Raw genomic sequence first — 14,628 nt, 5'->3', positions numbered from 1 at the left:
GTAGTTTTTACTTGTTGATATATAAATAACCCGATTGTTCATGCGAATTAGATTCGTTGTCTTTGTATTTTAAGATGTAGAAGTAAGTTCCTACCGGTAATCCTTCGGATTGTTTTATAGTAGTACGTCCTTCTGAGAAACCTTTAAAAACACGATCTTCGTTATTGTAGTTATCTTTTTCGAAAACCAGAACTCCCCAACGATTGTATATTTCAACTGTATTGCTTGGATAACATTCTAAGCCCTGAATATAGAATCTGCTATTTTTGTCATCTCCATTTGGTGAAAACGCATTAAAGACTTTTATAACACAACCGGCTAAAGGCAATACCGTAGGTTTATCTTCCAGAATACTTTCATCATCTGAAATATCATCTACAACAACTCCTTTATTGCTTCGTCCCTGAACACTTGCCTGATTGCTTACACTTCCTTTATTGATATCACTTTGCGTGATTTTATAAATGGCTTTAAAGTTATATTCGTCAGATTCGTTGACACCTAAATCAATTGCCTGTCCTGAAACGACAACTCCCGGTAATGGATCTGAAATGGTGATTCCTTTTAATGGAACGTTTCCGGTATTGGTAACTTTAAATCTGTACGTAATGGTTTCGCCTGCATTGGCAAATCCGCTTCCGTTTTCGTCATTAAATACTGCTGTTTTAATTACTGCAATAGCAGGAACTTCAACAAAAACAGTTAATGTCGCAGTACCACAATTGGTTGGATGGGCCTTTTCACAAAGCTGGTAGTTTAAGGCATAAGTTCCACCCGGTGTGTTTGGTTTCACATTTACGGTTCCGTCTGAATTAAACTCAAAATAAGGGCTTTTTGACAGATCGGTAAATATAACTTCCGAAGGATTAATTGGTAAACCTTTCAGTAAATCATTGTTGAAAATATTTATGAATTCAAGAGAACCATTTATACCGTCTACATTTACAATTCCATCATTTGTAACTACAATTTTCACTAAAGGTACTGGCGGATCCGGGTCTATTACATTGATTACCGTAATCTTCGCCACTGCCTGACTGCAATTAGACGGATTTAAAGCTTCACATATTTGATACGTTAATTCATAAGTTCCAGAAGGCGTTCCCGATTTTACTTCAATTCTACCATCAGATTTTAAAGTTAAATTCGGATTTGGCACAATCGTCGTTAAGATAACGCTTGAAGGAGTCAGTAATACTCCGTTTAAAGTATCATTCTGGAAAATACTTGTTGGAGAACTTTGTCCTTTACTACTGTCAACAGTTCCGGCATTATCATTATTCGCTTTTATAACCGCTCCTGTTACCGGAACATAACTTTTTACAGTAGAACAATTCGTAGGATTCAGATATTCACAAATACTGTATTCAACTTCGTATCTTCCTATCGGTGTTCCGGCTTTTACCGTTACCGTTCCGTCCGCATTTAAAGTCAATCCTGTTGGAACATTTATTGCTTTTAAGATTACTCCTCCAACACTATTTTTGATTACTGCCGGATTTCCATTCAAAGTATCATTCGTTATTAATGAAGCTGTAGTTCCGCCAATACTTCCGTTTATCGAAAGGGTCTCTTCTGTCACTGCATTAATAATTGCTTTTCCAACTTCAACGGTGGTTGTAGCACTTGCACAGTTGGCAGGGGTTGCTCCTTCTTCACAGATTTCATATGTGATTTGGTACGTTCCTGTTACAGTGTTTGGATCTAAGGTCAATACTCCGTTGGCGTCAATGCTCAATGGTCCTGTTTTGATTGGGGTTACATTGGTATTGGCTGCGGTTACCGGCTGTCCGTTTAAGGTATCGTTTGCTGTTACGTTTCCAATTGTGGTTGCTGTTGTTGTACCTGGTGTTTGTACTGGGTAACTGTTGTCAACGTTGGCTACGATTGGGTTTTTAACTTCAACGGTAGCTGTAGCTGTAGCACAGTTGGCAGGGGTTGCTCCTTCTTCACAGATTTCATAGGTGATTTGGTAAGTTCCTGTTACAGTGTTTGGATCTAGAGTCAATACTCCGTTGGCGTCAATGCTCAATGGACCTGTTTTAATTGGGGTTACATTGGTATTGGCTACGGTTACCGGCTGGCCGTTTAAGGTATCGTTGATTGTTACGTTTCCAATTGTAGTAGCCGTTGTTGTACCCGGTGTTTGAACTGGGTAGCTGTTGTCAACGTTGGCTACGATTGGTTTTTTAACTTCAACAGTTGCCGTAGCTGTAGCACAGTTGGCAGGGGTTGCTCCTTCTTCACAGATTTCGTATGTGATTTGGTACGTGCCCGATACGGTATTTGGATCTAAGGTCAATACTCCGTTGGCGCCAATGCTCAATGGACCTGTTTTGATTGGAGTTACATTGGTATTGGCTGCGGTTACCGGCTGTCCGTTTAGGGTATCGTTGATTGTTACGTTTCCAACTGTGGTTGCTGTTGTTGTACCCGGTGTTTGTACTGGGTAGGTATTGTCAACGTTGGCTACGATTGGGTTTTTAACTTCAACAGTAGCTGTAGCTGTAGCACAGTTGGCAGGGGTTGCTCCTTCTTCACAGATTTCATAGGTGATTTGGTAAGTTCCTGTTACAGTGTTTGGATCTAGAGTCAATACTCCGTTGGCGTCAATGCTCAATGGTCCTGTTTTGATTGGGGTTACATTGGTATTGGCTACGGTTACCGGCTGGCCGTTTAAGGTATCGTTGATTGTTACGTTTCCAATTGTAGTTGCCGTTGCTGTACCTGGTGTTTGAACTGGGTAGCTGTTGTCAACGTTGGCTACGATTGAGTTTTTAACTTCAACGGTAGCAGTAGCTGTTGCACAGTTGGCAGGGGTTGCTCCTTCTTCACAGATTTCATAAGTGATTTGGTAAGTTCCTGTTGCAGTGTTTGGATCTAGGGTCAATACTCCGTTGGCGTCAATGCTCAATGGACCTGTTTTGATTGGGGTTACATTGGTATTGGCTGCGGTTACTGGCTGGCCGTTTAAGGTATCGTTTGCTGTTACGTTTCCAATTGTAGTGGCCGTTGTTGTACCCGGTGTTTGAACTGGGTAGGTATTGTCAACGTTGGCTACGATTGGGTTTTTAACTTCAACGGTGGCCGTAGCGGTAGCACAGTTGGCAGGGGTTGCTCCTTCTTCACAGATTTCATAAGTGATTTGGTACGTGCCCGATACGGTATTTGGATCTAAGGTCAATACTCCGTTGGCGTCAATGCTCAATGGACCTGTTTTAATTGGGGTTACATTGGTATTGGCTGCGGTTACCGGCTGGCCGTTTAGGGTGTCGTTTGCTGTTACGTTTCCAATTGTAGTGGCCGTTGTTGTACCCGGTGTTTGAACTGGGTAACTGTTGTCAACGTTGGCTACGATTGGGTTTTTAACTTCAACGGTAGCTGTAGCTGTAGCACAGTTGGCAGGGGTTGCTCCTTCTTCACAGATTTCATAAGTGATTTGGTAGGTTCCTGTTACAGTGTTTGGATCTAAAGTCAATACTCCGTTGGCGTCAATGCTCAATGGTCCTGTTTTAATTGGGGTTACATTGGTATTGGCTGCGGTTACTGGCTGGCCGTTTAAGGTATCGTTTGCTGTTACGTTTCCAACTGTAGTGGCCGTTGTTGTACCCGGTGTTTGAACTGGGTAGCTGTTGTCAACGCTGGCTACGATTGGGTTTTTAACTTCAACAGTAGCAGTAGCTGTAGCACAGTTGGCAGGGGTTGCTCCTTCTTCACAGATTTCATAAGTGATTTGGTAAGTTCCTGTTACGGTATTTGGATCTAAGGTCAATACTCCGTTGGCATCAATGCTCAATGGACCTGTTTTGATTGGGGTTACATTGGTATTGGCTGCGGTTACCGGCTGTCCGTTTAAGGTATCGTTTGCTGTTACGTTTCCAATTGTAGTAGCCGTTGTTGTACCCGGTGTTTGAACTGGGTAGCTGTTGTCAACGTTGGCTACGATTGGTTTTTTAACTTCAACAGTTGCAGTAGTACTTGCACAGTTGGCAGGGGTTGCTCCTTCTTCACAGATTTCGTATGTAATTTGGTAAGTTCCTGTTACGGTGTTTGGATCTAAGGTCAATACTCCGTTGGCGTCAATGCTCAATGGACCTGTTTTGATTGGGGTTACATTGGTATTGGCTGCGGTTACCGGCTGTCCGTTTAGGGTATCGTTGATTGTTACGTTTCCAATTGTAGTGGCCGTTGTTGTACCCGGTGTTTGAACTGGGTAACTGTTGTCAACGTTGGCTACGATTGGGTTTTTAACTTCAACAGTCGCAGTAGCTGTAGCACAGTTGGCAGGGGTTGCTCCTTCTTCACAGATTTCATAAGTGATTTGGTAGGTTCCTGTTACAGTGTTTGGATCTAAGGTCAATACTCCGTTGGCGTCAATGCTCAATGGTCCTGTTTTGATTGGGGTTACATTGGTATTGGCTGCGGTTACCGGCTGGCCGTTTAAGGTATCGTTGATTGTTACGTTTCCAATTGTAGTAGCCGTTGTTGTACCCGGTGTTTGAACTGGGTAGCTGTTGTCAACGTTGGCTACGATTGGGTTTTTAACTTCAACAGTTGCCGTAGCTGTAGCACAGTTGGCAGGGGTTGCTCCTTCTTCACAGATTTCGTATGTGATTTGGTACGTGCCCGATACGGTATTTGGATCTAAGGTCAATACTCCGTTGGCGCCAATGCTCAATGGACCTGTTTTGATTGGAGTTACATTGGTATTGGCTGCGGTTACCGGCTGTCCGTTTAGGGTATCGTTGATTGTTACGTTTCCAACTGTGGTTGCTGTTGTTGTACCCGGTGTTTGTACTGGGTAGGTATTGTCAACGTTGGCTACGATTGGGTTTTTAACTTCAACAGTCGCAGTAGCTGTAGCACAGTTGGCAGGGGTTGCTCCTTCTTCACAGATTTCATAAGTGATTTGGTAGGTTCCTGTTACGGTATTTGGATCTAAGGTCAATACTCCGTTGGCGTCAATGCTCAATGGTCCTGTTTTGATTGGGGTTACATTGGTATTGGCTGCGGTTACTGGCTGTCCGTTTAAGGTGTCGTTTGCTGTTACGTTTCCAATTGTAGTGGCCGTTGTTGTACCCGGTGTTTGAACTGGGTAGCTGTTGTCAACGTTGGCTACGATTGGGTTTTTAACTTCAACAGTAGCAGTAGCTGTAGCACAGTTGGCAGGGGTTGCTCCTTCTTCACAGATTTCATAAGTGATTTGGTACGTGCCCGATACGGTATTTGGATCTAAGGTCAATACTCCGTTGGCGTCAATGCTCAATGGACCTGTTTTAATTGGGGTTACATTGGTATTGGCTGCGGTTACCGGCTGTCCGTTTAAGGTATCGTTTGCTGTTACGTTTCCAATTGTAGTGGCCGTTGTTGTACCCGGTGTTTGAACTGGGTAGCTGTTGTCAACGTTGGCTACGATTGGGTTTTTAACTTCAACAGTAGCAGTAGCTGTTGCACAGTTGGCAGGGGTTGCTCCTTCTTCACAGATTTCATAAGTAATTTGGTACGTGCCCGATACTGTGTTTGGATCTAAGGTCAATACTCCATTGGCGTCAATGCTCAATGGACCTGTTTTGATTGGAGTTACATTGGTATTGGCTGCGGTTACCGGCTGTCCGTTTAAGGTATCGTTTGCTGTTACGTTTCCAATTGTAGTAGCCGTTGTTGTACCCGGTGTTTGAACTGGGTAGCTGTTGTCAACGTTGGCTACGATTGGGTTTTGCACAATAATAGTAACTGTAGCTGTTGCACAGTTTGCTATTGGATTTGCAACCTCACAAATTTGATAATCAAAAGTGTAAGTTCCAGTTGGCGTATTTGGCTGAACTGTAACGGCTCCTGTATTAGTGTCAAAATTTAAATTTGAAGGTAAAGTTGTAGTCGAAGTAATTATAACTTCATTGCTAACTACATTTTTACAGTTCAAAGAGTCATTATCCAGAACACTTGGAACTGCGATTCCACCCAGAACTCCATTAAAGGATGTTACACGATCTTCGATAGCTTTGATTGGTCCTATTACTTTCACCGTTTGCGTACACGTCTGAGTATTTCCGGCAGCATCAGTAGCGGTCCAGGTTACCGTAGTGATTCCGATTGGGAAGCTTGATGGCGCATCGTTAGTTACCGTTACTGTTCCTGAGCAATTGTCTGAAGTTACTGGAGTTCCTAAAACAACTCCGGTTGCAGCGCATGAATTAGTATCAGCCACAGCAGTTACATTTGAAGGACAAGTAATTGTTGGTTTCTGCGTATCGTTTACGGTTACGGTTTGCGTACACGTCTGCGTATTTCCGGCAGCATCAGTAGCGGTCCAGATTACCGTAGTGATTCCGATTGGGAAGCTTGATGGTGCGTCGTTAGTTACCGTTATTGTTCCTGAGCAGTTATCACTTGTCGTTGGAGTGCCTAAAACAACTCCGGTTGCAGCGCATGAATTGACATCGGCTACAGCAGTTACATTCGAAGGACAAGTGATGGTTGGTTTCTGCGTATCGTTTACGGTTACAGTTTGCGTACAAGTCTGCGTATTTCCGGCAGCATCAGTAGCGGTCCAGGTTACCGTAGTGATTCCAATTGGGAAGCTTGATGGCGCGTCGTTAGTTACCGTTACTGTTCCTGAGCAATTGTCTGAAGTTACTGGAGTTCCTAAAACAACGCCTGTTGCAGCGCATGAATTAACATCAGCTACAGCAGTAACATTTGAAGGACAAGTGATGGTTGGTTTCTGCGTATCGTTTACGGTTACGGTTTGCGTACACGTCTGAGTGTTACCTGCAGCATCAGTAGCCGTCCAGGTTACCGTAGTGGTTCCGATTGGGAAGCTTGATGGTGCGTCGTTAGTTACCGTTACTGTTCCTGAGCAATTATCGCTTGTCGTTGGAGTGCCTAAAACAACTCCGGTTGCTGTACATGAATTGACATCAGCTACAGCAGTAACATTTGAAGGACAAGTGATGGTTGGTTTCTGCGTATCGCTAACTGTTACGGTTTGCGTACAAGTCTGCGTATTTCCGGCAGCATCAGTAGCGGTCCAGGTTACCGTAGTGGTTCCGATTGGGAAGCTTGATGGCGCATCGTTTGTTACTGTTACTGTTACTGTTCCTGAGCAATTGTCTGAAGTTACTGGAGTTCCTAAAACAACGCCTGTTGCAGCGCATGAATTAGTATCAGCCACAGCAGTAACATTTGAAGGACAAGTGATGGTTGGTTTCTGCGTATCGCTAACTGTTACGGTTTGCGTACAAGTCTGCGTATTTCCGGCAGCATCAGTAGCGGTCCAGGTTACCGTAGTGGTTCCGATTGGGAAGCTTGATGGCGCGTCGTTAGTTACCGTTACTGTTCCTGAGCAATTATCGCTTGTCGTTGGAGTGCCTAAAACAACTCCTGTTGCAGCACATGAATTAGTATCAGCCACAGCAGTTACATTTGAAGGACAAGTGATGGTTGGTTTCTGCGTATCGTTTACGGTTACGGTTTGCGTACACGTCTGCGTATTTCCGGCAGCATCAGTAGCGGTCCAGGTTACCGTAGTGATTCCGATTGGGAAGCTTGATGGTGCGTCGTTAGTTACCGTTACTGTTCCTGAGCAATTGTCTGAAGTTACTGGAGTTCCTAAAACAACGCCTGTTGCAGCGCATGAATTAGTATCAGCCACAGCAGTAACATTTGAAGGACAAGTGATGGTTGGCTGAGTTAAATCTTTTAAAATGACCTTTTGTATCGCTGTTTCGATATTACCATTCCCATCATCAAAACTCCAAGTAATACTATGTGTTCCCTGAGTATTATATATTAGCGGATCTGTAGTCGTTCCAGTAATAGTTCCAGAACAATTGTCTGTTGTGGTAGGTGCTATAACTGTAGCATTACATTCTCCCGTTATATCTGCTAAAACTGGTTTCGTTGGTTTTTGAGTATCACTTACTTTTACAGTTGATACTGCTGAAGTTTGTTCACAGCCAGTCAAAGTGTTTATTACTTTTACTTTATAATCACCGTCTTGAGTGACCGTTAATGTTTGATTGGTCTGACCAGAAATTACTGTATTATCCTTATACCAAACAAACGTAGCTGAACTTGCGTCTGTAACAGCTGATAATGTTGTAGTTAAACAAGCTGTTAAAGCACCTGTTATGCTTGCAGTTGGTAATGGACTTACCGTGAAGGTAACATCTGAACTGCTAGCAGCACAACTTCCGTTAGAAGCAACCGTGTATCTTATCGTTACCGCTGTATCTGCTGTAACATCAGCTGGCGTATAAACCGATCCTGTGATGCTTCCGCCTCCTGAAACAATGCTCCACGTACCTCCTGCCGGTGTAGCGGTTAAGGTTTTGGTAGCAGTCTCACAAATAGCAGTAGTTGGAGTGGTATTATTGGCAGTGCCTGCAAAAGCATTAACCGTGAAGGTAACATCTGAACTGCTAGCAGCACAACTTCCGTTAGAAGCAACTGTGTATCTTATCGTTACCGCTGTATCTGCTGTAACATTAGCTGGCGTGTAAACCGATCCTGTGATGCTTCCGCCTCCTGAAACAATGCTCCAGGTACCTCCTGCTGGTGTAGCAGTTAAGGTTTTAGTTGCAGTTTCACAAATGGCTGTAGTTGGAGTGGTATTAGTCGCTGTACCTGCAAAAGCATTCACCGTGAAGGTAACATCTGAACTGCTAGCAGCACAACTTCCGTTAGAAGCAACCGTGTATCTTATCGTTACCGCTGTATCTGCTGTAACATCAGCTGGCGTATAAACCGATCCTGTGATGCTTCCGCCTCCTGAAACAATGCTCCACGTACCTCCTGCCGGTGTAGCGGTTAAGGTTTTGGTAGCAGTCTCACAAATAGCAGTAGTTGGAGTGGTATTATTGGCAGTGCCTGCAAAAGCATTAACCGTGAAGGTAACATCTGAACTGCTAGCAGCACAACTTCCGTTAGAAGCAACTGTGTATCTTATCGTTACCGCTGTATCTGCTGTAACATCAGCTGGGGTGTAAACCGATCCTGTGATGCTTCCGCCTCCTGAAACAATGCTCCACGTACCTCCTGCAGGTGTAGCAGTTAAGGTTTTGGTAGCAGTCTCACAAATAGCGGTCGTTGGAGTGGTATTATTGGCAGTGCCTGCAAAAGCATTAACCGTGAAGGTAACATCTGAACTGCTAGCAGCACAACTTCCGTTAGAAGCAACCGTGTATCTTATCGTTACCGCTGTATCTGCTGTAACATCAGCCGGAGTATAAACTGAACCGGTGATGCTTCCGCCTCCTGAAACAATGCTCCACGTACCTCCCGCAGGTGTAGCAGTTAAGGTTTTGGTAGCCGTTTCGCAAATAGCAGTAGTTGGAGTGGTATTATTGGCAGTGCCTGCAAACGCATTCACCGTGAAGGTTACATCTGAACTTGTAGCAGCACAACTTCCGTTAGAAGCAACCGTGTATCTTATCGTTACCGCTGTATCTGCTGTAACATCTGCCGGGGTATAAACTGAACCAGTGATACTTCCGCCTCCTGAAACAATGCTCCAGGTACCTCCTGCTGGTGTAGCAGTTAAGGTTTTGGTTGCAGTTTCACAAATAGCAGTAGTTGGAGTGGTATTAGTCGCTGTACCTGCAAAAGCATTCACCGTGAAGGTAACATCTGAACTGCTAGCAGCACAACTTCCGTTAGAAGCAACCGTGTATCTTATCGTTACCGCTGTATCTGCTGTAACATCAGCTGGCGTATAAACCGATCCTGTGATGCTTCCGCCTCCTGAAACAATGCTCCAGGTACCTCCTGCCGGTGTAGCAGTTAAGGTTTTGGTAGCAGTCTCACAAATAGCAGTAGTTGGAGTGGTATTATTGGCAGTGCCTGCAAAAGCATTTACCGTGAAGGTAACATCTGAACTGCTAGCAGCACAACTTCCGTTAGAAGCAACTGTGTATCTTATCGTTACCGCTGTATCTGCTGTAACATCAGCTGGAGTATAAACCGATCCTGTGATGCTTCCGCCTCCTGAAACAATGCTCCAGGTACCTCCTGCCGGTGTAGCAGTTAAGGTTTTGGTAGCGGTCTCACAAATAGCAGTAGTTGGAGTGGTATTATTGGCGGTGCCTGCAAAAGCATTCACCGTGAAGGTAACATCTGAACTGCTAGCAGCACAACTTCCGTTAGAAGCAACCGTGTATCTTATCGTTACCGCTGTATCTGCTGTAACATCAGCTGGGGTATAAACCGATCCTGTGATACTTCCGCCTCCTGAAACAATGCTCCAGGTACCTCCTGCCGGTGTAGCAGTTAAGGTTTTGGTAGCAGTCTCACAAATAGCAGTAGTTGGAGTGGTATTATTGGCGGTGCCTGCAAAAGCATTCACCGTGAAGGTAACATCTGAACTGCTAGCAGCACAACTTCCGTTAGAAGCAACCGTGTATCTTATCGTTACCGCTGTATTTGCTGTAACATCAGCCGGAGTATAAACTGAACCGGTGATGCTTCCGCCTCCTGAAATAATGCTCCAGATACCTCCTGCAGGTGTAGCAGTTAAGGTTTTGGTAGCCGTTTCACAAATAGCGGTAGTTGGAGTGGTATTATTGGCGGTGCCTGCAAATGCATTCACCGTGAAGGTAACATCTGAACTGCTAGCAGCACAACTTCCGTTAGAAGCAACCGTGTATCTTATCGTTACCGCTGTATCCGCAGTAACATCAGCTGGCGTATAAACCGATCCTGTGATACTTCCGCCTCCTGAAACAATGCTCCAGGTACCTCCTGCCGGTGTAGCAGTTAAGGTTTTGGTAGCCGTTTCACAAATAGCGGTCGTTGGAGTGGTATTATTGGCGGTGCCGGCAAACGCATTCACCGTGAAGGTAACATCTGAACTGCTAGCAGCACAACTTCCGTTGGATGCCACAGTGTATCTTATCGTTACATTTGTGTTTGTGCTCACATCTGCCGGAGTATAAACTGAACCGGTGATGCTTCCGCCTCCTGAAACAATGCTCCAGGTACCTCCTGCAGGTGTAGCAGTTAAGGTTTTGGTAGCCGTTTCGCAAATAGCAGTAGTTGGAGTGGTATTGGTCGCTGTACCTGCAAATGCATTCACCGTGAAGGTTACATCTGAACTGCTAGCGGCACAACTTCCGTTGGAGGCAACCGTGTATCTTATCGTTACCGCTGTATCTGCTGTAACATCAGCTGGCGTATAAACTGAACCGGTGATGCTTCCGCCTCCTGAAACAATACTCCACGTACCTCCTGCTGGTGTAGCAGTTAAGGTTTTGGTAGCCGTTTCGCAAATAGCGGTCGTTGGAGTGGTATTATTGGCGGTACCTGCAAACGCATTCACCGTGAAGGTAACATCTGAACTGCTAGCGGCACAACTTCCGTTAGAAGCAACCGTGTATCTTATCGTTACCGCTGTATCTGCTGTAACATCAGCTGGTGTATAAACTGAACCAGTGATGCTTCCGCCTCCTGAAACAATGCTCCAGGTACCTCCTGCCGGTGTAGCAGTTAAGGTTTTGGTAGCAGTCTCACAAATGGCTGTAGTTGGAGTGGTATTATTAGCGGTGCCTGCAAACGCATTCACCGTGAAGGTAACATCTGAACTGCTAGCAGCACAACTTCCGTTAGAAGCAACCGTGTATCTTATCGTTACCGCTGTATCTGCTGTAACATCAGCTGGGGTGTAAACCGATCCTGTAATACTTCCGCCTCCTGAAACAATGCTCCAGGTACCTCCCGCAGGTGTAGCAGTTAAGGTTTTGGTAGCCGTTTCGCAAATAGCAGTAGTTGGAGTGGTATTATTGGCAGTGCCTGCAAACGCATTCACCGTAACTACATGAGTGGTGGTTACAGGGCCATTACAGCCTGCTGCACTTGCAGTGATTGTAGTTGTGCCCGACCATGTTGCTGCATAAGTAACTGTTCCGGTTACCGCATCTATTGTATTTCCTCCTGCAAGACTTCCTGCATCGAGGCTATATGTGATTCCTGTTGCATTAGTAGCTGTAGTCGTTCTTGTTACTGTTCCGGCTCCCTGACAACGACTAGATGTTGTGGGTGAGAATGGCGCTATAGAAACCGCCGGATTTAAAGTAACCTGAATTACATTAGAAACAACACCTGTTGTACAACTATTGTAGGACCAAACTCTGTAAAAATAAGTTCCGGGAGCTAATCCTGTAACGCTGTATGAAGTAGCAGTATTCCCCAAATCCCTGCCATCTAAATTAGTGCTGACATGAGAACTAAAATTACTATTGTTAGAGACTGACAATCCATATGAAGTCGCCCCCGCAGCAGCATTCCAATTAGCGGTAAAGCTGTTACAAGTTATCACAGTTGCAGCAGTCGCTACCGGAGCTACCGGAGCAACTGGCTGTGCATTAATTACGACATTCGATGAAGCTGCTGAAGAACATCCATCTGCATTGGTCACTCTAAAAGTATAGGTTCCCGAAGCCGGAAGACCTGTGATAGTTGTACTTGCTCCTGTTCCTGTAGTCGTTACATTTCCAGGCGATCTTGTAATCGTCCAATTTCCAGTCGGTAATCCGCTTAAGACAACACTTCCGGTTGAAACCGTACACGTTGGTTGTGTTATGGTTCCAATAGTTGGTGCTGCCGGCAACGGAGCTACCGTTAATGTTGCATTAGGCGATGCGCTAAAACAAACATTATCCGGATGTTTAACAATTACAGTATATATTTTTCCATTTAATCCGGATACATTTGAAATTCCTAAATTAGCTGTAGTGGTTCCACTATATACCCCGGTATTCGTTAAGTTAACTCCATTTTCCTGCCATTGATATGTTATAGAACCCGAAACATCCGTAGCTGGCGGAACTGTATAATTTGGTACTCCATTTGTATAAGATATAGCATTAGCGGCATTTGCTACCACCGAGAAAGTTGCTGATTTACAAATCGCTACCGTTTGATTAGCCGGAGGAGTTGTTACAGTAACTTTTGTTGCTTTTGTAACATTTGTGTAACTACCGGTATAGGATGCTGCAGTTACTTTCCCGTTAAGATCAACTGCCGGCTTTCCGACACCATAGGCACCTCCATCACCTCCGTCTGCAGTTGTATTATTATAGTATTCGTTTGCATCAGTACAGCCATCATTATCACTATCTGTTTCTAATGAATTAGGAATACCATCTCCGTCTGTATCTGCACAAGACTCATTAATCGTTATTTTTATATCATCCAGAAAATTTCCTACAGATGAAGCACCACTCGACCCATTTGATGAAATAGATTTAAAAGCAATTACAAGTACCGTTTTTCCCGGTGCGATGGTATACGTCCCTGAGTAGGATCCCCACGACGAATTACCATCTGACATTCTAACTTGTTCGGTTGCTGTTGCTACAGTTTCTCCCATGTTAACACTTGCAATGTCAGTGCCTTCCCTTCCTCTGTGCTTTAAAGACCAGGTAACAGTACCTCCGGCTCCATTTAAACAAAACTCTTGATAAAGAGTAGAAACCTGATTGGCATTAAGTTCTACAAATTGATTTCCTTCAGCAGCAGGAACCCCCATAAATCCAGATTTCCAAATTTCGATATGGCCATCAGTAGCAGTAGTATTCCAACCGGGAACAGCCGTTTGGTTTAACAAAGTATAGGTACTACCCGCAATTACCGGATCTTCAAATCCTCCATTTGCAAACTTAACAGAGCAGCCTAAACATTCAACGGTATCGAGAATACCATCATTATCATCATCTAAATCTTTCCAATCCGGTACTCCATCAGCATCTGTATCAACTGTAAAATTTGGATCTATAACGCATGTTGTAGTGACTACCGAAGCATCGATAGAACTCAACGTTACATTTCCACTAAAATTACTCCCTCTTTTGACCTCTATGTATCTCCAATTAATAGGAGATGAAAAAGTATAATCTAATGATAAATCGGTTCCAACAGAGGTCCATGCACCAGTAGTACCTGCCCTAACACGTAAATCAAGTTTCCCCCCATCGCCTCCATTAACTTTTACAGAAGTACCGCTATTAATAGTAGTGCCCATATCAAGAACAAGCACATCACTACTACTGTCAAAAGTGGCCACAGTATTATCGTCACTTCCTATTGCATTCGTTCCATTAGCGACACCTGTATTTGACGTTACGCTTGCAGCATATACATGAGTGGTAGTACTGGAAGGCATTTGCCCTGGGAGACATTGCCCAGAAATTGTATTTACAGATAATAATAAAAAAGAAAATGTTATAAAAACATTCTTTATAAAAGTAAAGTTACACATAAACAACTGGGTTTTTAGAAATAGAAATACCAGATACTGAAAAAACAATAGTGGTTTTCAGCACATTGGATAAATACGAGAAAAAAACAGGAATGGTTTTTTGAAGTCTTAAAAAGTGCTTTTTAAAAGCTTTATCAAAAAAGGGTAGCGTTTGGACCATAGGTATATAGGTTCAAGACACAAAATGTCTTTTGGTTAAATTAGTAGTTTTTGGAGGCGCGAAAATATGCAAACAACTGGTTATCAGCTATATTTTTCGACAAACTACCCGAATTAACGATGAATGACATTTTTTATAAACCCTAATACTCTTTTGACTACAAAAAAAATGACTATTTGATAACGAAGCGGTAAAAATGAGGAGCTATATTATG

1 protein-coding gene is annotated in these 14,628 nt (G+C 43.8%); it reads right to left on the bottom strand.

Annotated features, from left to right (window positions below; translation table 11 throughout):
- Positions 1–7 precede the first annotated feature (7 nt).
- Positions 8–14,254, bottom strand: a complete 14,247-nt coding sequence (locus LNQ34_RS11595; RefSeq protein WP_229999821.1) for an HYR domain-containing protein — start codon at positions 14,252–14,254, stop codon at positions 8–10.
- Positions 14,255–14,628: the final 374 nt, after the last annotated feature.

The organism is Flavobacterium lipolyticum (assembly GCF_020905335.1).
GTDB classification, from domain to species: Bacteria; Bacteroidota; Bacteroidia; order Flavobacteriales; family Flavobacteriaceae; genus Flavobacterium; species Flavobacterium lipolyticum.
Note: the sequence above shows the minus strand (reverse complement) of the source record. Positions and strands in the feature narration are given on the sequence as shown.

Excerpts from the sequence above, each read along its gene's own strand:
- LNQ34_RS11595 (WP_229999821.1), bottom strand. The coding sequence starts at position 14,254 with ATGTGTAACTTTACTTTTATAAAGAATGTTTTTATAACATTTTCTTTT.